19 protein-coding genes are annotated in these 26584 nt (G+C 36.5%); 9 read left to right on the top strand and 10 right to left on the bottom strand.

Annotation, left to right across the window (positions count from 1 at the left end; all coding sequences use genetic code 11):
• Nucleotides 1–339: 339 nt before the first annotated feature.
• From V6255_RS10725 to V6255_RS10695, 7 genes are all read right to left on the bottom strand, one after another.
• On the bottom strand, nt 340–1398 hold the full coding sequence (locus V6255_RS10725; protein WP_341628153.1) for a hypothetical protein: 1059 nt from the start codon (nt 1396–1398) through the stop codon (nt 340–342).
• A 228-nt stretch (nt 1399–1626) separates the two neighbouring features.
• Nucleotides 1627–2655: a DUF2955 domain-containing protein gene (locus V6255_RS10720; RefSeq protein ID WP_341628152.1), complete on the bottom strand. Its 1029-nt coding sequence runs from the start codon at nt 2653–2655 to the stop codon at nt 1627–1629.
• 154 nt (nt 2656–2809) lie between these two features.
• Entirely contained in the window at nt 2810–3868 is a 1059-nt protein-coding gene (locus V6255_RS10715) for an HlyD family secretion protein (RefSeq protein WP_341628151.1), read from the bottom strand.
• A gap of 8 nt (nt 3869–3876) precedes the next feature.
• On the bottom strand, nt 3877–4359 hold the full coding sequence (slyA, locus tag V6255_RS10710) for a transcriptional regulator SlyA (RefSeq protein ID WP_341628150.1): 483 nt from the start codon (nt 4357–4359) through the stop codon (nt 3877–3879).
• Nucleotides 4360–4854: 495 nt separating this feature from the next.
• Complete coding sequence (locus V6255_RS10705) at nt 4855–6534, bottom strand: methyl-accepting chemotaxis protein (protein ID WP_341628149.1); 1680 nt, start codon at nt 6532–6534, stop codon at nt 4855–4857.
• 559 nt (nt 6535–7093) lie between these two features.
• Entirely contained in the window at nt 7094–7951 is an 858-nt protein-coding gene (fghA, locus tag V6255_RS10700) for an S-formylglutathione hydrolase (RefSeq protein WP_341628148.1), read from the bottom strand.
• Nucleotides 7952–8244: 293 nt separating this feature from the next.
• Nucleotides 8245–9378 (bottom strand): S-(hydroxymethyl)glutathione dehydrogenase/class III alcohol dehydrogenase, encoded by a 1134-nt coding sequence (locus tag V6255_RS10695; protein ID WP_341628147.1) that lies wholly within the window; start codon nt 9376–9378, stop codon nt 8245–8247.
• Nucleotides 9379–9485: 107 nt separating this feature from the next.
• Between V6255_RS10695 and V6255_RS10690 the strand changes: the two genes are divergently transcribed.
• Nucleotides 9486–10352: a LysR family transcriptional regulator gene (locus V6255_RS10690; RefSeq protein WP_341628146.1), complete on the top strand. Its 867-nt coding sequence runs from the start codon at nt 9486–9488 to the stop codon at nt 10350–10352.
• Nucleotides 10353–10544: 192 nt separating this feature from the next.
• Here V6255_RS10690 and V6255_RS10685 read toward each other — a convergent pair whose 3' ends face one another.
• Entirely contained in the window at nt 10545–12431 is a 1887-nt protein-coding gene (locus tag V6255_RS10685; protein WP_341628145.1) for a methyl-accepting chemotaxis protein, read from the bottom strand.
• Between the two features lie 705 nt (nt 12432–13136).
• Here V6255_RS10685 and V6255_RS10680 point away from each other — a divergent pair.
• The 5 genes from V6255_RS10680 (at nt 13137) to V6255_RS10660 (ending at nt 19021) form a co-directional block, all read left to right on the top strand.
• Entirely contained in the window at nt 13137–14123 is a 987-nt protein-coding gene (locus V6255_RS10680) for a Bug family tripartite tricarboxylate transporter substrate binding protein (protein WP_341628144.1), read from the top strand.
• Between the two features lie 252 nt (nt 14124–14375).
• Entirely contained in the window at nt 14376–14864 is a 489-nt protein-coding gene (locus tag V6255_RS10675) for a tripartite tricarboxylate transporter TctB family protein (protein WP_341628143.1), read from the top strand.
• Nucleotides 14865–14878: 14 nt separating this feature from the next.
• Complete coding sequence (locus V6255_RS10670; protein WP_341628142.1) at nt 14879–16384, top strand: tripartite tricarboxylate transporter permease; 1506 nt, start codon at nt 14879–14881, stop codon at nt 16382–16384.
• Nucleotides 16385–16683: 299 nt separating this feature from the next.
• Complete coding sequence (locus V6255_RS10665; protein WP_341628141.1) at nt 16684–18342, top strand: sensor histidine kinase; 1659 nt, start codon at nt 16684–16686, stop codon at nt 18340–18342.
• The gene (locus V6255_RS10660; protein ID WP_160064030.1) at nt 18329–19021 is read left to right on the top strand and encodes a response regulator; all 693 of its coding nucleotides are present in this window, start codon (nt 18329–18331) and stop codon (nt 19019–19021) included. Before V6255_RS10665 ends, V6255_RS10660 begins: the two co-directional genes overlap by 14 nt.
• A gap of 173 nt (nt 19022–19194) precedes the next feature.
• Here V6255_RS10660 and V6255_RS10655 read toward each other — a convergent pair whose 3' ends face one another.
• A complete protein-coding gene (locus tag V6255_RS10655) occupies nt 19195–19863 on the bottom strand; it encodes an alpha/beta hydrolase (RefSeq protein ID WP_341628140.1) in 669 nt (222 codons plus the stop codon).
• Between the two features lie 86 nt (nt 19864–19949).
• Entirely contained in the window at nt 19950–20426 is a 477-nt protein-coding gene (locus V6255_RS10650) for an Lrp/AsnC family transcriptional regulator (protein ID WP_341628139.1), read from the bottom strand.
• A 278-nt stretch (nt 20427–20704) separates the two neighbouring features.
• Between V6255_RS10650 and leuA the strand changes: the two genes are divergently transcribed.
• From leuA to V6255_RS10635, 3 genes are all read left to right on the top strand, one after another.
• Entirely contained in the window at nt 20705–22441 is a 1737-nt protein-coding gene (gene leuA, locus V6255_RS10645) for a 2-isopropylmalate synthase (RefSeq protein WP_341628138.1), read from the top strand.
• A 541-nt stretch (nt 22442–22982) separates the two neighbouring features.
• A complete protein-coding gene (locus tag V6255_RS10640) occupies nt 22983–23864 on the top strand; it encodes a winged helix-turn-helix domain-containing protein (RefSeq protein ID WP_341628137.1) in 882 nt (293 codons plus the stop codon).
• A gap of 292 nt (nt 23865–24156) precedes the next feature.
• Complete coding sequence (locus tag V6255_RS10635) at nt 24157–26280, top strand: TonB-dependent siderophore receptor (protein WP_341628136.1); 2124 nt, start codon at nt 24157–24159, stop codon at nt 26278–26280.
• The last annotated feature ends 304 nt before the right edge of the window (nt 26281–26584 follow it).

The raw sequence follows: 26584 nt of genomic DNA, 5'->3' as shown, positions 1-26584 counted from the left end.
AGAAATAAGTTATTTTAACCAGTAAAATAGATCAGTTAATTAGTGTGATTGGTATCATAGAACAATAAACAGCAACATTGAATATGTGCTAACGAGTTATAAATAATGCCTTTTTATATATTACTAAGGCTAAATTTTATTGCTTGTTAGTGCATTTTTTTTGCTGAAATTTAAGAGATCTAATAATAGTAAATTATGCCGTTAATTGATTCAGGCTAGAGGTTATGGTTTGCAGGATACGGGAATAAAGTCCTGTTTGAGAGAATTCATTGCAAAGCGTCTTGATAAAAAGCCGATAAATGAGCTTTAACTGAAATAACGCTCATTTATCGGTAAAACTTATTGCATCTGCAATTGAAATTGCTCGATAATTTGTTTGTGTTTTTGTGCTAATGCACCTGCTTTTACAGGAGGAATACGCGTTAAATCCACTTGTTGATTTGTTTTAGAAAACTCACTTGCAAAATGTGCTGCTAATTCATGCTTACGGCTTTGTTGAGACAAGTCGGCAATCTCTGCAATATCGATAGTCGGATCAAAACGATGAAACCCTTTATAACTGAAATGCTTATCTACTTGTAGATCGCTAAGACGAACAAACTCTTGCATTAAGGCTCGACTTAATGTGTTTAAAGATATCTCTTCAAGCATTAAATAAAGTGTTGCATCAGTCATCTCAGATAGAGTACTGCGCTCAGTTTGGTGTACTTTTATATCAACTAACCATAGACCATTTGGACGTTGTTGTACGTCATCAAGACTCAAGTGGCTATGATCGTAGGTGATTTTTTCAAGTATATTATTAATATTTTCTTGAGTGCTTATTTCTGCTTCATGTTCTGTTGTGCATTCTTGGTTATTGTTAACCTTACTTTCGTAACCTTTACGCTCATTGTCTTTGCTATCGTAGCTTTTGTTATCATTACCTTTGCTATCGTAAAACTCGGCCATTAACGGTAAATCAATATGCGTATTAAAAGGGGTGGTAGTGCTGTGATTGAGAGTTAACTTAAAGAGTTCTCGGACTTCATGTTCGCGTGATTTTTTAATGGCTAGAAAAACGCTTTGAATGATCTCTGATGTTGGTAATTCTTTTTCTACACGCCACTTACGACCGAATAATAGTTTTTCTTGGTTTGGTTTCTGTGATGATTTCTTATGGTAATTATCATGGCCCACGACACCTACTTGAATATAAATATCACCTAGATCTTGAGCAGCGAAAACAACATATCTCGGATCATATTCAATATCACAAATAATCGCTTCCACACTTTGTAAAGTGTGGTGATAAGTTAAGTAGTGTTGAGGAATACAGTAATTACCATTACTCAGTAAAACCTTTGGCGCTTCAGGCATTACTTTTTCTCCTAAACGCAACGGAATTTCTTTTACCATCTGAGAAACCTTATTATATTTATTTACAAATTAATACGTAGTTGAAACCTGTAAGGTTCACTCATTTAGAAAAAAGACCAACGCTATCAATAAATAATTTCATCTCTTTAACATTTTTTATAAAAAGCCAACATGTCATTACTTTTATCGAATAGATATCTTCTATGCTTCGTTTCTTGGTGAAATGAACTGTATAAAGACATCAATATTATAAGGTTATTATTGTGCTCAATAACCAAAGCGAGTAGCTTCAAATCGGTTTAACAATAGATGTATCGTATGACATAACAATAAGGTTAAGGTGATGGCGACTGCCATACTGCTTATTCGATACATAGCGCTGAATATTAAATCATTATCAGCACTTAAATACTGTCCAAAAAGTATACCTAAGGTCGTCATTGCCCCAAAACCGATACTGGATCCACCGCCTTCTCGTAAATGAAACTGGCTAAATAAGAAAATACTTATCCATAATAATGGAATAACTAATACTAATAAGTTCGACCAATCATAAAGGATAAATTGACATATAACCCCGACAGATACACCCAGTATAGTCCCTATCGCTCGTTTTCGCGCTGTGTCGAGAACACCATTCCAATGCATTGGAAACAAAATTAAAATGGTACTTGCTTGCGCTGATAATGAGTCTTGTAAGTCTAAAACTTGAAAAGCAATAAATGAGATAGTTGCTACTGTTGCACCTAATAGTGTTTCATGACGCATTCGGTGTGGCGCTTTAGGACTAGATCCTTTGGGGGTTCTAGGCTCAACATCAGGAAAGAGCGCCATCATTAAATAAGCGATGGCGACTGATAATAATGTTGCGAAAAAATTGTTGAATAATAAGTTATTTAAATCAGTGCCGGGGTAACTAGCAAAGTTGAGCATGATGCTTAGCATGATCACACCAAAGGCACCAAATAGAAATAAATCACCTTTTGACATTACAGCGAAACGATAGGCAAATAACAAAAAAACGACAGGAGTCATGATGCCCGGAAAGCCACCCAATAAGCTAGTTAGTATTCCAACTTCAATAATGGCCATCGTTGATGAAGTAATTATTTGACGCATTGCATGAGCGCTCATTACAGGGGCTAAACCCAGTAATAACATCGGCGTAATGGTAAAAAAGACACCATAATTCCAATTAAATAACTTACATAATGTAAAACCAATGGTTGCACCCGTTGTAATACGTATACATTGACGCAAATCGTTTGCAGATAATGAGTTATATCTCGTAGACATGTTAATGACCTTATTTAAAACGTAGCGTTTTAAAATAGAATTACCTCTCATTGCTATTTAGGAATGAGAGGTAATTTATGGCTTAGTGATTATTAATTATGATTAAGTCTTTAATAAATAAGAGCTAATAAATACAAGGTTAATAAATATAGGGTTAATAAATATAGTGCAGGAAGCTGATTACCTTAATTTGACTCGTTGCGAAGAAATTAAAAAAAACATTATCAGGTAATAATTGAACTGTGGCTCTTGCTCCTGCAGGTAAACTAGGAATTAACAAATCATCTAGCGATAAATGTAGTCTTAATCGTTGTGCATCTCGTACCCATCTAGTTGATTCTTCTGGCTCTGCTAAACGCCCATCGGCATTAAATTGTCCTGCACTCACACCAGCATCAATACTTTTTACTGTCGCAGGGTATAAATGACCGGGTACACCATCAAAGGTAATTAAAGCAGAGGTTGACGCTTTTATATTACGTAGGTTTTTTTCCCTAAAGTCAGCAATAATATCAACCTTATTCGAGATAACAGCGAGTAGAGGTTGCCCTACAGTAGCAAAGCTACCAACTTCTAATTGTAGATTCGTGACAACGCCATCTTGGTCTGCATGTATATCAGTGTAAGATAAATTGAGCTTTGCTTGTGCTAGGTTATTTTCAGCCCGACGCAATTTTAAGTTACCTTCGCCATGACTTCCTCGATTAACCCTTAGTTTTTTCAAACGCGCATTCGCAGCTAAAAAATTTGCATTTGCTGCCGTTGCATCACTATCAGCTTGATCTTTTTGTTGCTGTGAGATGCCATGATTTAAATATAATGAGTCAAACCGTTTAGCCTCACTACGCTTTTGTTTTGTTGTTGCTCGACTTGCTTTAATATCAGCTTCTGCCGCTAATATCGATGCATCTAGTTCCGCATTGTCTTGTCTGGCTTGCTCTAGTACTAATCGAGCTTCTGAAACGGCCAGCTGATAAGGTGCAGGGTCTATTCTAAATAATAAATCCCCTTTTTTGACAGATTGATTATTGATGACTGATATTGTTTGAATTTTACCACTAATCTGCGGTGTTACTTTAGTGACGGCTCGAGTAGCCATCGCTTGTGGTGTTAAAGGGATTGTATTATCAGCTAATAAGAAGTATCCGAAGATCAGAATGAAGCCTAAAGTCGCTATTTTTACTAGACGGGAAAATTGTTGTTCTGGTGTCATGTTAGTTCTCATATAAGGTCGGTTGTTGATTTATCTAATACCTTTAATTTTTTATTTACATTATCGCCAATGATGTTCATTACTCGCTCAAGCTCAAAGAGTTCATCCATACTGATGCCATCTAGTAATTCAATACGTACTTCAATAATACGAGCTTCTATTTTCTTCAATAAATGCTTACCGGTTTTTGTTAACGTAACAATTCTTGCGCGCTTATCTTTACGACAAGCGTGGCGCTCAATCATCCCTTGTGATTCTAATTGTCCTAAAGTGCGCATTAGCGAAGCGACTTCTATTTCCAATGCATTAGCTAAAACCTTTTGACTCACGTTGTCACCCAAACGTAAAAGCTTCCACAGTGCTGTCCAACGCGGGTAGGTTAATTCCAATGGGCTCAGTTCAACATCGACAACATTACGCCACATGCGATATAAGCGTCCGAAGTCTTCAGCTAGCGATAGTTCCTTTAATTGCTCTATGTCTTTTGGCATTTTTCTTACCTATTGAATTTATTTAATTAAAATTATTAGCTATTACTTAGCGTGCTAAGCATTTTACTTGCTTAGCACGCTAAGTAAATAGGGAATAGATCATTATTGCTTAAATGGTTTAATTAATAGGAATAAGCCACTTATAAATAAGCAAGTTAGCTTTCTTATAAAGGGAGGGGGATGAGTGGGGTATGAAAGGTTATTTTGTTCAGTAGGGTTTATTGAGTATTAGAACGATTTATTCAGCGCTTAGTGTGATTAATGAGTTATTCGCGTATTGTCCGAGTTATAAAGTAAGGTGTAGATACAAAATAACGACTGTTAATTCGTATCTACATCTATATTTACATCTATATCGACACTTACATCTACATCTATACCTTTACATCTACTTAAACCAGCACCGTTTTTATTATCGCCTTTCGACCGTCTTGTTTTTTGTTAGAGCTTCATTTTAGCTGTTTACTTTTAAAGGATTAACGCGCAATGAAAGTACTATTTTAATTTAAAGTAACTGACAGAAGTAAGTAGTTCCTTACTGAGATCTGAGAGTGAAGAAGCTGATGCCATAGAGACTTGCGCTCGGTTACTATTTTCTTCGGCTACTTGGTTAACATCATGTACGTTGGTTTGAATTTCATCCAACGTATTGGTTTGCAAAGATGAGACTGCTGACGTTTCTTTAGAAATATCTTTAATCTGTTCAACAGAAACATTAATTTCATCGATCACATGGCCAGTATTCGATACATATTCAACACTTTCTAATGATTTACTGTGGCTATGGTTGATCACCGATACGGCACTTAATGTACTGCGTTTAAGGGTTTCTAGGGTTAATTGAATTTCACCCGTTGCATCTTGTGTTCGTTTTGCTAAATTCCTCACTTCATCAGCTACAACGGCAAAACCTCGACCTTGTTCGCCTGCTCGAGCAGCTTCAATTGCTGCGTTTAATGCCAGTAGGTTGGTTTGATCGGCGATACTTTTAATAACTTCAACAATGTTGGTAATGTTATCGGCTTCGGTATCGAGTTGTTGAATAGCCGTTACTGAGTTTTCAATCTCACCTGCTAATCCTTCAATGGAATTAATAGTGGCATTAACGATCTCTTTGCCTTTTTGTGCCGACTCAATAGCACCGTCTGATTTTGACACTGCATTATCTGCATGTTCAGAAAGTTGTGTCGAAACAGCGTATAACTCATCTACTGAGTTTGATAATTTAGCCATTTGTGAGCGTTGAAACTCGGCATCATTAATACGTTGTTTATTATCGCTGAGCAAACCATCGGTTGATGTATCTAAATTATTGGCTAATGAAATGACTGATTTGAAGATATTCTTTAAGTTATTTGTCATGCTGAAAATCGATCTTTTTATTTCGCTAATTTCATCTTTATTTTCGCCTGTTTCAAGGTTCCTGCTTAAATCGCCTTTAGCTAATGAAGAGGTCACTGATACAATTGAATATAAATCTTTTTTGAGTCTTCTAAGCATTAGCAAGGAAACAATGATCACAACAATAAATATGCTGATGGCTAAAATAGTTGATTGAACGACTATTTTATTTTCTTCTGCGATTATTCTTTCCGATCGAAGTGCGACTAATGTGTCATGCATATCATTGAGTTGGTTAATACTTTCGTTAATTGGTTTAAACGCTTTAGTAACTTCTTTTTCTGCTTTTTTTCTTGCAACAAAAGTTGCTTGAGTTATCCAAACATTAGTGAGGGAAGATAATGCTTTATTAAGTTGATTTACTTGTTCTATGAGTTGATCTCTGACTTGAATAAGCCCTTTATCCTCTTCTAGTTTAAGTGTTTTATTCCATTCTCTTTCGAGCTTTTCACTGGTAACAGATAGGCTTATCACATAATCATCGATCAGTGACTTTGTTTGGTTAGTCGCATCTTCTAGGTCTTGTTGCTCTATTGCCCTCGCTGAAAATAACATGCCTATATCTTCAGATAGTTGGTAGGACTTATTAATATTTTTCCATTTATTATTGATGTTTACATAAAATGTTAAAATATCGGAATCTAACGTTACATTGTTGACAACCGTTCGACTATTGCTAACAAGGTTAATAGACATAAAGAGCAGGGCACACAATAGCAGTATGACAAGACCTGATATTTTAAATGATAGTGTTAGGTTTCTAAATAAATTCAAACTAAATCCCTTATAGTATAAACATTATTGTGAAAAGTGACTCATTTACTGTAGCACTACTACCTCTAAAGTGTGAGTTGTATTTCATAAATAGAAGACAAAAAATATATTTATTATGTAACCTCAATTCTGGTTAATGAAATCGAAATTGTATTTAAAATCATAATATTATATTTTTTACTAGTCAGTGCCGTTAGTTTTGCGTAGTTCAAGGCGAATTATTGAAGCAATAACGAGTTATTGAGAGATAATTTAACGCAGAAATCCGCAGAAATAGCGGTGTTGTATCGCTTTGCTTATCCAGAACTGAGGTTATGTATTAAATACATACAACAAGTTCGCTACATTACTAACCAGTCAATATAAATCATCATCCTGTTCTGCTGATTCTTTAAATGTTAAAGATTTATATTTTAGGCTGAAGTAATGGTTTTGATTTTTAAGATTGTTATTGTATTGAAGGGAGAAACCATTAAGAGAGTGAAGACAGGCATTGTTTTCACTCTCTTTTCATTATGTTTGTACTATGTTTTCACTATAAGCGAGAAGTTATCGTTTTTTAACTGTTTTTTATTAAACCTAAATTGACAGCGTGAAATCGTAAGTGCGATTCAATAAAACTGCTGATGAAGTAATAACTGTGGTCATATCCTTCACGTATATTAAGTTGAAATATATTTAGCTTAGAATCGGCTATTGCCGTTAAGCTTTCAGGTTTTAATTGGTCTTGTAGAAATGAATCATTACTACCTTGATCAATTAAAATAGGTTGATGCTTTTTGTGATTAGCTAATAACTCACAGCTGTCATAAGCTTTCCACTCTTCAATATTATCGCCTAAATAAGCGCTAAATGCCTTTTGACCCCATGCACAATTGATTGGATTACAAATTGGACTGAATGCACTCATTGATTGGTATAAATCAGGGTTACGTATACCAATAGTTAACGCGCCATGACCACCCATCGAATGCCCACTAATAACGCGCTCTTTAGTCACGGGAAAGTTAGCTTCTATCAATTGTGGTAATTCATTCACAATGTAGTCGTACATTTGGTAATGTTTATTCCACGGTGCTTGTGTTGCATTAACATAAAAACCAGCCCCTAATCCCAAGTCATAAGCTTTGTTGCTATCGTCGGTAACATTCTCACCTCGTGGGCTAGTGTCTGGTGCCACAATTGCAATACCTAACTCTGCCGCTAGTTTTTGTGCGCCAGCTTTTTGCATAAAGTTTTCATCGCTACAGGTTAAGCCTGATAACCAGTACATCACTGGAACAGGTGTATTACTGCTTGCTTGTGGAGGTAGGTAGATAGCAAAGCGCATTTCACAATTAAGCACACTTGATGAGTGGGTATATTGTTTATGCCAACCTTCAAATAGTTTATTACTGCTGATATTTTCAAGGATCATCGTGTTGTCCCTATAAATGTGGTTTATACCAAAAGAATGAATAAGGTGATCATTCTTGCTGGTTAAAATCGCCCCTAACTGTGTTCTGAGTTTTGAAGTGAGAACAACTATCTCCTAAAACTCACGCCTTATTAGTGTTAATTTTTCCTACGCAATTTCTGATTACTTATTTAATTCCATTGGTATTATTGAATGTAAGCCGTTCAGTTGGAGTTATTACTCGTATTGAAAATGGCTCAATTTGAAAGCAGTCAGATTAAGTTTCTACGCCTAATCTGACTAAGCAGGTCAGTCTATTTATGGTCGAAGTGAATAACACTACGAATACTTTCACCGCTGTGCATTAAATCGAATGATTTATTGATATCTTCAAGTGGCATAGTATGAGTAATAAAATCACTTAATTTGAATTCACCCGCTAAGTATTGTTCAACAATAGCTGGTAACTGTGAGCGACCTTTAACACCACCAAATGCGGTACCACGCCAAACACGCCCAGTCACTAGTTGGAATGGACGGGTCGAGATTTCTTTACCTGCACCAGCAACACCAACAATCACTGATTCGCCCCAACCTTTATGACAACATTCAAGTGCACTTCGCATCACGTCAACATTACCGATACATTCAAACGAGTATTCAACACCGCCATCAGTCATTTCAACAATCACATCTTGGATTGGCTTATCGTGGTCTTTTGGATTAATACAATCCGTTGCACCCAGTTGTTTTGCTAGTTCAAACTTACTTTCATTGATATCGATACCAATAATCTTATTGGCGCCGGCCATTTTTGCACCGATGATCGCTGACAAGCCAATGCCGCCTAATCCGAAGATCGCAACGTTATCGCCTTTCTCAACTTTAGCTGTATTTAATACCGCGCCCATACCGGTTGTAACACCACAACCTAATAAACACACTTCTTCAAGCGGTGCATCTTTATTAACTTTCGCTAATGATATTTCTGGTAACACAGTATATTCAGAGAACGTAGAACAACCCATGTAATGGAATATTGGTTGACCGTCTTTGTAGAAACGACTAGTACCATCTGGCATTACGCCACGGCCTTGCGTTTCACGTACTGCGCTACATAAGTTAGTTTTACCTGAGGTACAGAACTTACATACACCACATTCAGTAGTGTAAAGTGGAATAACATGGTCGCCAACGCTCACACTAGTGACACCTTCGCCGATTTGCTCAACGATACCGCCACCTTCATGGCCTAAAATAACTGGGAATAAACCTTCAGGATCTTGACCAGATAACGTAAATGCATCTGTATGGCAGACACCAGAGGCAATCACTTTAACTAATACTTCGCCTTTTCTAGGTAGCATTACATCAACTTCTTCAATCACTAATGGTTGATTTGGGCCCCAAGCTACAGCCGCTTTTGATTTAATAAATTTATCCGTCATATCTACTCCAATTATGTGTGTATGGCATTTTTATGTATCTATTATATTTGTTTCTACAATAATGATAATCTACCTAAAATGAAAATTACTTTTACCAGGTGGTAACAATGAAGTGGCAGGGCATTAATGAATTTGTAGCAGTAGCTGAAAATCAAAGCTTCTCATTAGCCGCTAAACATCTCAAAATTTCTACTGCACAAGTGAGTCGCCAAATCAGTGCACTAGAAAAGCGCCTACAGGTAAAGTTATTTTACCGTACCACACGCAAAGTCTCGCTAACACAGGAAGCGCAGTTGTTTTATCAACATTGCCGTCATTTGCTAGATGGGCTAGATACCGCTGAGCAAGCCATCACCAACCTACAGAGTAAACCGCAAGGTAAAATAAAGCTAACTGCACCTGTTACTTATGGGGAGCAGAAAATTTTACCGTTAATCAATGATTTTGTTGCTTTGAACAGTGATATTGAAGTAACAACTGAGCTAACCAATAACCGAGTTGATTTAATCGATGGTGGTTTTGACATCGCTATTCGTCTAGGGCAGTTACAAGATTCAAGTTTGATTGCTAAAAAGCTCAGCCAACGTTCTAACTTTGTTTGTGTCTCTGAAAACTACTTACAAAAACACGGTGAAGCACATTCACTCTCCGAGCTTAAACATCATAATTGTTTATTGGGTACGCGTGACTATTGGCGCTTTACTGAGCAAAATAAAGAGAAGAACATCAGAGTTAAAGGTAATTTACGATGTAATAGTGGGCTAGCACTAGTTGATGCCGCATTAAAAGATATTGGTATCGTACAATTGCCTGATTATTACGTGCAATCTTATATAGAGTCAGGCAAGTTAGTGACCATTTTAGATCAGTTCAGAGAACCTGCTGAAGGGATATGGGCGGTGTATCCGCAGAATCGTTATTTGTCACCGAAGATTCGATTATTGATTGATCACCTTGCGGAGCATTTAAAATAACATAGCCATTAAATAAATGGGTTATTATTGATAGCAGTAATAGATAAATAGCAGCATTACGTTTTTATTTAATATGGTTAGTTGTATTTTAAAGCTAAAAAAATAGCGACAGTCCAAGGGAAGAGTGTCGCTACAGAACTATTTACAAGCTCTAAATGTTATAATATTCCTACTATAGTTAAGTTATTAGAATTAAAGAGTGAACCTCTCTACTGAGCGGTTTAATGAAGCGGCTGAATCTTTTAAACCCTTAGCCATTGTTGAGTTATTTTCGGCATTATCGAATGTGTGTTTAGACATATCATTTAAGCTGACAATACTATTATTAATCTCTTCAGCTACGACTGTTTGCTCTTCAGCTGCGGTAGCAATCTGGTTATTCATATCTTGGATTTCTTCTACTGAGCTATTGATAGCTTCCAGAGCCAAATTAGCTTCATTAGATTTAGTGGCTGTTGCTTCTGCACTTTTTGAATTTGCTTCCATTAAATGTACTGAACGGCCTGCTTCTGCTTGTAAGTTAGCAATCACTTGTTGAATTTCATCCGTGCTTTCTTGTGTTCTATTCGCTAAGTTACGGACTTCATCGGCTACTACCGCGAAGCCTCGACCTTGTTCTCCGGCTCGGGCTGCTTCAATAGCTGCGTTAAGCGCTAAAAGATTAGTTTGATCTGCAACTCCTTTAATAACGTCAAGAATACTACCAATATTATCAGTCTGTTGAGCTAGTTTATTAATAACTACTTGCACGTCTTCAATACCATTTAATAATGAACTGATATCATTATTCATTTCGCTTACGACCGTCATACCATTTTTTGAATGTTGTTTAGCCTCATGTGCTGAAGATGAAGCTTGCTGTGCATTTCTGGCAACTTCTAGTACCGTTACCGTCATTTCATTCATCGCTGAAGCTGTTTGATCTAATTGATGCATTTGTTGTTGCGTAGTTTCTGTCACGCCACTAGATGACTTTTCAATTTGTAAAGAAGAGTTAATTACTTCTGTGCTTGTTGCATTAATTTCACTGATTGTATTTTTTAATTGTCCGACCATGGCGAGGACCGCTTTATAAACACCTGTTTCATTCCCTGTTGTTTCTGCGTTGAGGGAAAGGTCACCATTTGCTATTTTTTGTACGATATCTTCGATTGTTTTAGGCTCTCCACCGATTGGTAAATACATTAGCTTAATAACTAGAACGTAAGTGATGGTTAGTGCGATTACGATAAAGATGAAGGCGATAATTAAGGTTGTGTATAAATTACTATTAGAGGCTGCATTAATATTTTCTTGTGAATCCCATGCCCATACATTCCATCCTAAATTTTTCATTTTTGATGATGCAACAAAATAATTTTGACCATCATAATGATAATTTAAAGATGCTTCATCTAGGTTTTTAAGTGGTTCATAGCTTGGGTGTGAGGCAAAAAGGTTATCACCCAATAGCTTTTGATCTTTAGCAACTAAAACATACCCATCTTCACGAGAGATGTATATTTGAGAGTTGTCCGATAATTCTTTAACGAAGTTGGTGATTGAGTTAACTTCAATATTAACTGCAAGTAATCCAACGCGTTTACCTTCTCTGATAACAGGGACAGACATCGCGATAGCTGAGTTCCCTTCACCGTTAATGTAAACCTTAGTCATTACCTCATTTTCACCTTCAAAAATACGGACATACCATTCACGTTTCATTTCTTTTGCATTAACGTTAGGAACAAAACCATTTGCTAAGGAGGCATAGATATCACCATTTTTCATACCTATATGTGCGCCAAGTACATCAAACTTGTTTGCAATTGATTTAAGTGATTTTAAAGTTGCTACTTCATCTATTTTCTCATCACTAGTAATGGCAAGTTCTGCTGCAACGGCATGAAGAATATCAAATGTACGACCGATTTTTTGTTCTACCGCTTTGCCTATTACCATCGCATCATTTTTTAAACTACGATCATAAGTGTTCACTGATTCTGATTTGAAATTTATAAATCCAACAATGGATATCACTAAAACAACTATGGTTATTAGTGAGCCCATTAATAACATCATCTTTAACTTAACACTCATTAGGCATTTTCCTTGTAAAAAATTGATAAGAAGTGTCAATACTATAGTCGTATTTTTGTAGATAAACGAAATAAATATGCTAGCCCGATCAATATTTAACTATTTATTTATGAGTAATTTACGGTCTTATATCAACTGAATGGAAATTACTTAATATTATTGGATAAATTGAAAGTGATTTTTGAATTTTTATAAACGATCTACAGCTAAGCTAATAGATAATGTTAACTCTGATCTCATTTAGGTTATTTATGCTAATTATCTATCATTTATCGCTTTAATTACTTTTTCGGAAATACCCAAGACGTTAACCTGATCATAAGTTACGACAATATTGCATATATTAAACCGTCCTTTAATAGGTCTCTATTTTTGTTGAATCCCCTCTAATGTAACTCTAACTAATTGTTTTAAATTATAAAAAATATCCTTTTATTTTCTAAATCATTAATTAACACCATAAAAACCATAAGCACCATTGATTCATAACGTTTAATTGTCTCGCCTCACATTTCCATTCTTAGCCTATCAGTATGCTTACAAAATCAGTTCATTTATTTAACAAATAAAATACATTTATTTAACGCGTCAAATGAATATTAGGTTTTTACAAAGGATCTATTCTGAGAATAAAAATAAAACGAGGGTAAGAGCTATTCGCTCAATACTTTTTATATTTAGGAAATAAGCAAAGGATGTAAGTTGATGATTAAATTAAAACAGCTTTTAACAAGTGCCGTGATTGCAACCACTACACTTCTCTCGGTTAACTCTGCGATGGCAGCAGATTATCCTCCTCATACTATTAATATGGTTGCGCCTTCAGGGGCTGGTGGCGGTTGGGATTTAACCATTCGTACCGTAGGTAAAGTGTTAAAGGATACAGGTATTGTTGATGCGAATATGCCTGTGGTGAATCGTCCCGGTGGTGGTGGTGCTGTTAACTTAGCTTATATGCAAACTCAAAAAGGCAAAGGCGATCTTATTTCAGTATATTCTCCGCCTATTTTGCTAACGAACCTAACGGGTCTGACTCAATACAGTTATAAAGATACAACACCTATTGCACGTCTTATCACTGACTATGCTGCTTTTGTGGTACCAGAAAATTCAAAATACAAAACTATCAAAGAAGTCATGGATGCGCTTAAAAAAGATCCTAAATCGGTCAAAATTGGTGGAACATCTTCCGCAGGATCGATGGATCATATTCAATTCTTATTAGTGGCTAAAGCTGCGGGTGTTGAGAATCTTCGTAATATTGATTATATCTCTTTTCAAAACGGTAGCTTAATCGCACAAGCGCTAGGCGGTCATGTTGATCTTATTTCTACTGGTTTAGGCGATGTTGCGGGACTGGTTGAAAGTGGGAAATTATACGCGTTAGCACAAACGGCGGACAAGCGTATTGGTAGTGGCTTAATCGCGGAAATTCCAACAGTAAAAGAAGAAGGCATTAACGTTACATTTGAAAACTGGCGTGGTTTATTTGGCCCGAAAGATATGCCGGAAGAAGCGGTTGCGTATTGGCGTGATGCTTTACAGAAAATGGTTGAAACAACTGAATGGAAAGAAGCATTGAAACGTAATGGTTGGGACAATGCTTACCAAAATGACCAAGACTTCACCACGTTCTTAGGTAAAACGAATGAACAATATAAAGGATTGATTAAAGAAGTATTTGGTCGATAAGCCTCGATATTAATTAAATGAAAGAGATGATTTATGTAAACAAGTAAGTGCTCTTTCATTAAACAGGTTTGATATCAGTACTGAATTTTTATAAATCAATAACGATTCTATTTTAAAAATACAATAAAGCTTTGTGTAAAAAGCAAAGCTTACTTCCTTATGATTATGCCAAGAAACAAAGTCGTTTTAGCCACCGTTTCCATATTAAAAAAGCATAATTTAATAAACTCGATTATTTGGTAGAGGTGTAACGTGTCAAATATAAAATCCAATTGGGATGGCCTGACAGGGCTATTTAGTATCACATTTGGCCTTGCTTACGGAGGGTATGCGTATAGCTTACCCCAGCCAATGTTTGGCAATCCATTAGAAGCTATTTTCTTACCACTTGCGGTGTCGGCCATTGCTATTTTTATTGGTGTCTTACTGATCTTTACTGGTGGAATCTCACCTTCAATAATGGCTATCAAAGCATTATTGAATGAAAGCTCACAACGAAAAGAGGATCGCAGAAAAATAGCTATTACTTGTGTTATTTGCATTTTTTACGCGATGTTATTTGAACATGTTGGTTACGTGATAAGTACCTCTTTATTTATGTTTTCAACGTTGACGGTGACTTGCGGTAAAGATTTTTGGAAAAAAAGCGCTTTAATTTCAATTATTTTTGCTGGTGGTATTTTTATTACTTTTAATGAATTGCTGTCAGTTAACCTCCCTCCATTTCCATTTTTTAATTAATAGAGCTGAGCATAATGGATATTTTAACGAATTTAATGAATGGCTTTAGCGTTGCTCTTCAGCCTTATTACTTATTTTTAATCTTAGTTGGCGGTATTTTAGGGACTGTGATTGGTATGCTTCCGGGGCTTGGGCCTGCAACTGGTGTGGCTATTTTATTACCAATGACATTTTCAATGGGGCCAACGGCTTCACTTATCACTATGATGGGCGTTTATATTGGTGCCATGTTTGGCGGGTCTCGAAGCTCAATTTTAATTAATACCCCCGGCGATGGTGCAGCACTGGCTGCAACTTTCGATGGGTACCCCATGGCAATGAAAGGCAAAGCAGAGTCCGCACTTGCTATATCTGCTATTGCGTCATTAATTGGCGGTACTATTGCGGCAGTATTAATGACATTAATGGCAGAGCCTGTTGCTGGTTTAGCTGTTAAATTTGGCCCTGCTGAATACTTTTTATTAATGGTCGCCGCACTTTCTATGACGGTCTCTATGTCGAAAGGGAACATGCTGAAAGGCTTTTTATCGATGTGCATTGGACTCGCGATATCGACGGTAGGAATTGACGGACAATCAGGCTTACAACGTTTTACTTTTGGAGTGTTAGAGCTGCAAACGGGTATCGATTTCTTAGTGGTTATTATTGGTATTTATGCTTTAGGTGAAGTTTTTAAAAGCTTCCGGACCTTGAGCGAAGGAGGCAAAAAAGCCCAAACTAAGTTTAAAAGAATTTGGATAAGCAAAGAAGAATGGAAACGTTCAAAGTGGCCTATTCTTCGTAGTGCACCTGTTGGCTTTATTATTGGTGCACTCCCTGGTGCGGGCGGCACGATGGCATCGCTGATGTGTTACAACAACGAAAAGCAATTATCTAAAAATAAAGAAGAATTTGGGCATGGCGCAATTGAAGGATTAGCAGCACCAGAGTCAGCTAACAATGCCGCTTCTATTGGAGCGATGATTCCAATGTTATCACTGGGTGTTCCGGGATCGGGAACCACTGCGGTAATGATGGGCGCGTTATTAATGCTTGGGATTCAACCTGGGCCACTCTTGTTCGCTCAGCATCCTGATACAGCTTGGGGCTTAATCGCGAGTATGTTTGTTGCTAATGTGATTCTGGCCATTGTGAATATTCCACTTGCTGGTGTATTGGTACGTTTGCTAGCGATTCCGCCAAAAGTACTTTATCCAATCGTACTCAGCTTAGCTTTTGTGGGTTGTTATGCGATCAGTGCTTCTGTTGTCGATTTCTACATCTTAATCATTTTAGGTGTGGCAGGGGTTATCATGGGACGTCTTGATATACCTACTTCTCCAATGATTTTAGCTGCTATTGTCGGTGGGCAAATGGAACAATCGTTCCGTCAGGGTTATAGAATCTCGAACCAAGACTTAAGTGTTTTCATGAACTCTGGAATTGCTAAAGGCTTACTAGTCGTGATATTACTTTCAATATTGTTACCTATTATTAGCGCTATTCGAGCGAAAGCCGCTGAAAGAAAGGTAGCAGCTTAAAATATCAATTGCTCAAGTTGCTAAATTAATCGATTACCCAAGTTACCCAAATAACGTAAGTTGTAATGACGATGCGTTATTTGGGGTCTTTTTTATGTCTAAAAGTGAACAACTACGTTGTACACATAAAACACTGTTTTAATTGAAAAAATCATTGCTAGGTAATAAATAAACTCTAAAGCGAGTAAAGCGTCACTGTCTTTATTGTTATTTTAATTTAACATTTACGTTTCAAATCAGTTACAAATTAAACTCACTACTTCTAATTCATTACTCAGTATTCATTTCGGTTAGACTTTATGAAAAACACTTTTTCTTCTTTCTGTAAATTGACCTTTCGTATCAAAATATTTTTATTACTATTTGGTCTACTTATGCTGCAAATGCCAGTGATGGTATGGCATTTTGAAAGTACATTATATAAATCTATCAAACATCAAGTGGGCACTCGCGCACTTATCCAAGCTAAAGAAATTTCCAGTGATCCCGTGCTCATTAAACAGATTAAATCGAAAGATCTGGTCGCTCTAAATATCAATATCAATCGATTATCAGCGATATCAGATGCCAGTTTTATTGTTATTGGTGATGAAAATGGCATTCGCTTATCACACCCAGTAGAAGAGCGTATCGGTTTTCCAATGAGAGGGGGTGATAATGCCGGTGCACTAGAACGCGGTGAGTCTTATATCTCCTTAAGGGAAGGCAGTTTAGGTTATGGTGTACGAGGAAAGGCACCTATTTTTGATAGTGAGCATAATATCATCGGGATTATTTCTGTTGGCTATTTACTGAACCGTTTTGACCAATGGATTGATGTGTATATGACCCCCTTACTCATCGAAGTGTTTAGTCTTTTTGCGCTGACTTTAGCCGCTGCTTGGGGGTTTTCTCATCATATTCAAAAGAAAATGAATATGATGGAACCAGAAGAAATTGCACTTGCATTGAACTTACAAAATACAATTTTAAGTTCAGTATATGAAGGTGTCATTGCCATCGATCGTGAAGGTTATTTTCTCACTATGAACAAGTCAGCCCGTAAGTTATTGGGTGCTGAGTATGATATTAACTACTTAAAAAAACGGAAAATTTTTGAATATGTTTCAAACTCAGAATTCTTTTTTCGCCAGCCTCTGAATGAAAGCCTAAAAGATGAAATGATCCGTTTGAATGAACACAGTTTAATTGTCAACCGTGTTGCCATTTTTAAAAAAAATGAATTGATTGGTTGGGTCGTTAGTTTTCGTGAAAAAAGTGATATTGATTCTCTGACCAATGAACTTACTCAAGTTCAACAACACACTGATACGTTACGAGTATTACGACATGAGTTTTCTAATCGTTTGGCGACCATTTCTGGTTTGATTCAAATGGGGAGATTGGATGAAGTACAGCAACTGATTGCACAGGAAAATACCAGTAAACAAAAATTGCTAGATTTCATTCATCAGCATATTCATTTGCCACAAGTCGCAGGTTTACTATTAGGGAAGTCATTACGCGCAAAAGAGCTGAACATTTCATTGATGTTTGACTCGACTTGTCAACTCCACCCGCTTAATTCTACATTAAGCGAAACTGAACTGTGTGCCATCCTCGGTAACTTAATTGATAATGCCTTCGATGCTACCCAACTTAACCCTGATAGTAACTGTATTGTTAACGTTTTAATCACTGATGCAGGGGACGATTTGGTGATTGAAATAAGCGACAACGGTACTGGCTTAGCGGCTGATTTAATGGATGAAATCTGGAAGAAGGGCGTCTCTAATAAACAAGACTGTTATAACCATGGCATTGGTTTATATTTAGTTCACCGCTATGTCACTCATGCTAATGGTTTTATACTCGTTGATAATGCTGAGCCAAAAGGTTGTATCTTTTCTGTCTTTATCCCCAATCACTGTAAAAATGACCCAATCAATATAGAAGGTAAATTAAATGGATCTCATTGATGTATTAATCGTGGAAGATGATGCAAGAATTGCACAAATTCACAGTCAAATTTTACGTCAAACCCCTCGTTTTAACCCTATAGGGATTGCTGAAAATCTACAAATGGCAAGAACGATGGTAAAAATACATAAACCGAATGTCATTATCTTAGATAACTATTTACCTGACGGTACTGGCATCGATTTATTTCGTGAGATCATTGCCGATAAAACGACTCATAAAACCAGTGTGGTGTTAATTACTGCTTCAGATGATATTGATACGGTTAAAACGGCAATGAAGCTAGGTTGTTTTGATTATTTACTTAAACCTGTGTCATACGAACGCTTGCAAGAAACACTCAATCGCTATTTAACATTAAACACAGCAATGGATGCATACGATAACCTTGAACAACGTCAAATTGACGAACTCTTCAATATCCAATTACGTGACAAATACCAACAATTATTACCGAAAGGAATAGAAAGCATTACGTTAGAAACAATCAAACGGGTATTTTCTCAAAATGTTGGCGTAAAATTTACCGTTGAACGCTTAGTTCAAGAAACGGGTATTAGTAAAACCACCGCTCGTCGCTATTTAGAGTACTGCTCTGCCAATGGTTTATTAACTGCAGAAAATGAATATGGGAAAGTCGGACGACCAGAAAGAGTGTATTTAAAGCAGAGTAGTTAAAAAATCAGTAGTTAACAATTCAATGATTAAGAGTCGAATCAACAAAGATTAAAAGAGCAGAGCCAAGTCTACTCCTTCAATTTATATCAATTGATATTCTATAAATCCATATTCTTTAAATTTATACTCTATGAAGCATAAGTTTAAACTACAAAATTATGTTTGAATCAGTCTTATTTTAATACGCTTTGAATCCAAGCTGAAATATCGGCTAGCTGTTCTGCTATGACTGAATGCGGCATGCTATATGACGTCCATTTAGCGGCATAACCTGCATCAATTAATAGCGAGTTAGCCATTTTACCTGCACTGATTGGAACCACTTCATCTTGCTCTCCGTGATGTTGTAAAATCGGCGTTTTTTGATTTTCTGATGATAGATCTGTAGGCAGTGCATCTGGGTTTGGTAGGTAACAAGACATGGCTAAAATACCGGCTAATTTTTGTGGGTACCTTAATCCTGAAAATAAGCTAATTACGCCACCTTGGCTAAAACCGGCTAACACAATTTTGTCCGCTGGAATGCCACTGTTAATTTGCTCTTGAATCAATGCATGTAGTCTTTTTTCTGATGCCATGACACCATTAAGATCTGCGCGATTATGTAGATCCATACTTTTAATATCATACCACGAGCGCATTACTGCACCTTGGTTGATAGTGACTTCTTGCTCTGGCGCATGCGGAAATATAAAACGGATCTGATGATCTTTTGGTAGATTTAATGCGGGTACTACAGGTGAAAAGCCTGCCCCTGAATCACCTAATCCGTGTAGCCAAATAACACAGCTTGTTGCGTCTGAAGATGGATTAATAATGATTTTTTCTAATGCTGCTGACATGTTCCTATCCTTTATAAATTGCTCTGTAAATAAGTTACTTTTTAAGTGAGTTACCCTAATAATTAAGTGATCTTATTCTTATTTTATTAATCGAGTGGTAGTGCTGTTTTCTTAATGACTTCACGTAAAACAAAACTAGAATGTACGCCTGTTACGCCTTCTAGTTTGGTGATATAGCCCAATAGGAATTGTTCATAATGTTGCATATCTCGTACGATCACTTTTAATAAAAAGTCAGCCGATTGACCTGTCACAATTAAGCACTCTAATACTTCTGGTAATAGGCTAACTGATGTTTGGAAGTTTTCAAAACGCTCTGGCGTATGTCTGTCCATACTAATACCTATCATGGCTGTTAGGTTTAAACCTAAAGCAGAAGGTTTTAATAGCGTGACATGTTTATCGATAATGCCTGATTCTTCTAAGCGTTTAACACGACGAGAGCAGGGGGTTGGTGATAAACCAACACTGTCAGCTAATTCTAAATTACTAATACGCGCGTTAGCTTGCATCAGTTGCAATATTTGCTTGTCTATTCGGTCTAATTTAATGGTTGAATGCATGCTTATATCTCACTTTGATTTTAATCACTACATATTTAACTTTAAGTAGAGATTTGTTGCAATATATTGCATTTTATAAGGTGACTTTGCAATCATTCACTACATAAAAACCTTTATAGTTTCACTATGGATAGCGAGCGAAGTTTCTTACCGGAAATGGGTGGCAATAACCTTACCATGCTGAGCCAACTCGCTAATTCGTTTATACTACGCTTTACTGTTGCTTTATCGTTATAATGATAACAATCATATCAAAAAATAGTTTTAGGGAATCTCTTATGCCAGTGAATAGCAATCAACCATCTAGTTTTAATCATAAAAAATATCGTGCTTTTGCGCCTATTCAAAAAAACGATAGACGTTGGCCTAACCATGTTATTAGTGTTGCACCTGATTGGTGCAGTGTTGATTTAAGAGATGGTAACCAAGCACTTATTGAGCCAATGAGCCCAAGCCAAAAACTAGAAATGTTTAAGCTATTAGTTGATGTTGGTTTTAAAGAAATCGAAGTAGGTTTCCCTGCAGCCTCTGCCCCTGACTTTGATTTTGTTCGCCAATTGATTGAAGAAGATCTAATCCCTGACGATGTAACGATTCAAGTATTAACACAAGCAAGAGAGCCGTTGATTGCACGTAGCTTTGAGTCATTAAAAGGCGCTAAGAAAGCGATTGTTCATTTATATAATTCAACGTCTACAGTACAGCGTGAACAAGTTTTCAAAAAATCATGTGAAGAAATTAAAGCCATTGCCATTCAAGGTGCGCAATGGGTAAAAGAGATGGCTTCTCAACAGCCTGAAACGTATTGGTCTTTCCAGTATTCCCCTGAGAGCTTTACGGGAACGGAAATGGATTACGCATTAGAAGTGTGTGATGCCGTGATTAATGTATGGCAACCAACGCCAGATAATAAAGTGATCATCAATCTACCCGCAACAGTCGAAGTGTCTACTCCGAACGTTTATGCAGATCAAATTGAATGGATTAATGACAATATCAGTCATCGTGAAGCCGTTAGAATTAGTTTACATACTCATAATGACCGTGGTTGTGGTGTTGCTGCTGCTGAGCTAGGTGTGTTAGCTGGTGCTGACCGTATTGAAGGTACATTATTAGGCAATGGTGAACGCACGGGTAATATGGATATCGTGACAATGGCGATGAACATTTATAGCCAAGGTATTGACCCTGAATTAAACTTATCTGATATGGACCGTATTATTTCAACGGTTGAACGTTGTACTCAGTTAGCTGTTCACCCACGTCATGCTTATGCTGGTGAATTAGTCTTTGCTGCTTTCTCTGGTAGCCACCAAGATGCCATTAACAAGTGTATGAGCATTGATGCAGAACAGCGTAAAACAGACTCAGATGCACATTGGCAAGTGGCTTACTTACCGATTGATCCTCGTGATTTAGGTCGTAGCTATCAGCAAGTGATCCGTATTAATAGTCAATCAGGTAAAGGCGGTGTCGCTTATGTACTTGAACAGGATTATGGCATTCAAATGCCGCGTTGGATGCAGGTTGATTTCAGCCCGCATATTCAAGCGTTCGCTGAGAAAAGTGAAGCAGAAGTAGGGCCTCAAGTAATACATGATATTTTCTCAAGTACTTACTTAAATCCACAACATGCTGTCAACATTGAGAGTTACCAGCTTAACCGCGAAGGTAGCGTTGATACGTTACAAGCACAGTTGACAACACAGAACCAAACACTTGAATTAAAGGGTAAAGGTAAAGGTGTATTGGATGCTTTTGTGAAAGGCTTAAGTGCAGCTATTGGTCATGACATTGTATTAATTGATTACACTGAGCATGCGTTACCAAGCAAGTTAGGTGCTGAAAATGAACAAGCTGAAGCAATGGCTTATGTGCAAATTAGTATTCAAGGAAGTCGCTATTGTGCAGCCTCTAATTGTCACGATATTTTAACGGCTTCTATGCAAGCGGTATTGAATGCTTTAGGTCGCAGTAACGTGAATGTTGCATCATCTATTTCATTATCTGCTTAATAACAATGAGTAGCTTACAATAATTTTTAATGACTTCATGGATTAGCATATCCATGAAGTCATCTTCATCATTCTATAGCTAATTAATATTACTGCTTCAAATAAATAACTACACCATTAAATTTATATTACATAACCTCAGTTCTGGATAAGCAAAGCGATACAACACCGCTATTTCCGCGGATTTCTGCGTTAAATTATCTCTCAATAATCCGTTATTGCTTCAATAATTCGCCTTGAACTACGCAAAACTAACGGCACTGTAGAGTAAAAATATAACCTTATGATTTTAAATTTAATTCCGCTTTCATTGACCAGAATTGAGGTTAAATAACAAATTATTACGTTATTTTTTATTCTTATTTCCCCTATATAAATAATTAAATAAAGATTCAATAGAGCGCTATTACTTTTAAATTGAAGATTTTCATTAGATAAAGCAGAAATAAATAAAAGATTTATCTTATTGTTACCAAAGAGATATTGATAAAGTAAGTTCTTAAAAGTAGAATGCGACTCATTATCGTTTATTGAGGTTGTTATGTCTTATATCGTAGTGGTTAGTAATAATTTGCAAAGCAAAAATTTATTAACACAAATCTTAACTAAAGCTACACATCAAGTGACTTGTTTTAATGATGTTAAAAGTACTTTGGTTCATTTGCAGCAGCAAAGTGCTGATGTTGTGATATTAGACAACGAGTTTTCGAATGACTTACTTACCGATAATTTTTCTGCGAGTACTTGTGCTGCTAACAAAGTGGTTTTTAGTCAAGAATCCTCTAGTGAGTTGTCTTCAATGCTTTCTAATACTCAGTTTTCTGCCAGTAATTTATCGAGTCGTGATCTGTCCAGTAGTAACCTGTCGGGTAATAAGCAATCCGATAGTAGTTTAGTTGCTAAAGAAACTCAGACAGTTATTTCAACCATTTGTAAGCGTTTTGCCGTTCCTATTTTGTTATTGAGCGAAACTAATGACCAAGCTAATTTACTTGATAAATTAAAGGCTGGCGCTGATCAATATCTTAATAAACCTTATTCAGAACAAGCTTTGTTAGTGCATATTGAAGTGTTATTACGGCGTGTAGCATTAGAAAAACAACGCGCTACATTTGATAATTGCACTGAACGTTTTTCATTTAAAATATCGCGTCTGCCATTAACTGATACTGAAGTGCAGTTAGTGCAATATTTAAGTAAAAATGATGGTGATATTATCTCTAAAGCGACATTGCAAAAAGAAGTGTTAAAACGAGAACTATCCGCTTTTGATCGGAATTTAGATGTTCATATTAGTAATATTCGTCGTAAAATGTGTAATGCGGGTTTATCTAAATTACACATAAAAACAGTACATGGTAAAGGCTACGCTTTTAGTGAGAAAGTTGCACAATTGTCTTGCATGCTTATGTATTTTTTATAATCTATCTAATACCTCCATACTTTTAAAGGTTCTATTAAGGTAATTTAATCAATAATTTACCTTAATGAAGCTATTTTTTTAATCCTCTTTCTTTTAAATACCTCAAATTTTCCTTATTTTTTGTTTGTTAATAGCGCTATTTTATTTTCCTTTAATAAATGTAAAGAATGTAATTTTGTTGTTATTGATAATTATTATCACGTATTTTTGGCGATTGTTTCCATCAGTTAGTGAATCATCACTCAAATGGAATTGATAATAAACAATCATTAATACAAGGGAGAAATGGGAAATGTTTAAAAGAAGTCAGTTGTCTATGTTAATAGGTGCGACGCTTGCCTCATCTATAATTTATGTCAATGCAGCTGAAAATACAGGTATCGAAGCCGATCCTGAAAAGTTAATGGTAGTGACTGGTGAGCGGGCTAACTATAAAGCGGACAGCAATACTGGCTCTATGCGCATGGAGATGACTCAACTTGAAACACCGGGGCAAGTCACGGTGATTGATGAGCAAATTATCGATGAACAACGTGCAACGAAATTAAGCGATGTATTAAAAAATGATTCAAGTGTTTCAGCATTAGGCGATAGTCGTAATCGTGAACGTTTCGCTTTACGCGGTTTTGAGCTAAGCAGTAGCTCCGGTTACTTACGAGATGGTAAACAGCATTGGTCTCATTACCGTCAACCTGTTGAATTATTACAATCTGTTGAAGTATTAAAAGGTCCTGCCGGGTTGTTATACGGTCAATCAGCACCGGGTGGTCTTATCAATATGGTGTCTAAAAAGCCAACGGCAGAGACACATGTTGTATTCAGCCAAGACTTAGGCTCAAACAATTCAACTCGTAGTACATTGGATATTAGTGGTGCTTTAAATAAAGAAAAAACCTTACGTAGTCGTTTAGTGTTATCACAACAAAATTATGACTCATGGCGCAGTTATAGTGATGGCTCATCACCTTCAACGGATCGTTTTGTAGGTGGTCTATTTGTTGATTACGATCTCAATGATGCAGTAACTATTTCTGCACATTACGACCGTACAACAGATGACGGTGGCGTTGACTCTGGTGCTTATGTTGTTGCTGGTAAGTCAGTTTTAGGCGATAAATATATTTGGGATACACAATGGTCAAATATCGATAACGAAGTTGAGAATGTCGGTGTTGGTATTGATGCTCAATTAAATGATAATTGGTCATTAAATGTAAGTTATAACTATCAAGATTTTAAACGTCATGATGTTGAAAGTTATCCTGTTGAAACAACTTTTGATGGCACAACGTATACACAAGCAGGTAGTGACCGCAGTGATAACTGGATCTTCCAAACAGCTAGTGCTGATTTAGTCGGTGAATTCAAAACGGGTGATATTGGCCATAAAGTTTTAATCGGAAGTAACTGGTTGGGTTATAGCTACGAACGAGAACAGTATTCATTAGTTGGGTCTACAACGACGGTTGGTGAGCCAAACTCATCGGCAACTATTGATGCCACCGCCAGCGTTAGAACAACTGATAGTAAGTACAACAGTTATGGTTTTTATATACAAGATATGGTGACTTTTAATGACCAATGGCAAGCACTTGCTGGCCTACGTTATGATTTAAAAGTAACGCCTGGTGATGATGGCGAATCAGATGAAAGATTAGATGCAATAGTGCCTAAAGTTGCTTTAATTTACCACCCAACAAGTAACGGTTCTATTTACTTAACTTACTCTGAAAGCTTTGAACCTCAGTCTGATGTATCTGATAGTAATGCTACAAATGATGGCGCATCACTTGACCCAGTGAACGGTAAACTTTATGAGTTAGGCACTAAATGGGAATTGTTTGATAAACAATTATTTGCTTCTGGTGCCGTTTTTGAAATTACTGAAGAAAATTCAACGATTAATGTGGGTAGTGCAGATTCTTATGAAGTCACACAAACAGGTGAACGTGTTCATCGTGGTGTTGAATTAGCATTCCAAGGTAACATTACTGATGATTTTTCATTAAGTGGTACAGGTACTTACCTTGATGCTGAATACACAACAGATGCTAATTACCAAGGTAATCGTCCTGCTGACGTGCCGAAGTTTGCTGCTAGTCTTTGGTCTCGTTACCAAGTGACTCATAATACTGACCTTAATTTAGGAGCTACTTATGTGGGGTCTCGTTATGGCGATGCAGCAAATACCTTCAAGAAAGACGGTTATACTCGTTTTGATTTAGGGCTTGCTCATCACTTCCAATATGATCAAAACCTAGAAATGGTCTTTCGTTTCAACGTAGAAAACTTATTGGATACTGATTACTACGCTGGCGGTGGTTCAACAGGTGATGACTACGCAACAAATGGTGCACAAAACGTTGTTGTTGGTGAAGGTCGTAACTTTATGGCAACAGTTCAAGTTCGTTATTAAAGTCGTTTGATTTATTAACTGCTATTTATAAATAATATAACGGCTAGGAAACTAGCCGTTTTTTATTCCCTACACTTCCTCTTCTTTTATTAATTCCATTTTATCTCATTTTCTTTTTTATAATCATTATGCCATTTATTGATTTTCTTTACTTACCTGAGTGCTATTCATACTGCAAATGTAAAGAATGTAATTTAATTAGTATTGATAATTATTATCACTAAAATCCTTTTCAGATTTTCTACCTCACTTTTTATAAATATTTTAATGAGGTTCCAACAAATTATCTGTGAATACTTAAATC

This window comes from Psychromonas arctica, from assembly GCF_038155225.1.
GTDB classification, from domain to species: domain Bacteria; phylum Pseudomonadota; class Gammaproteobacteria; order Enterobacterales; family Psychromonadaceae; genus Psychromonas; species Psychromonas arctica_B.
The sequence above is the reverse complement of the archived record's forward strand: the minus strand, read 5'-3'. Positions and strand labels throughout refer to the sequence as shown.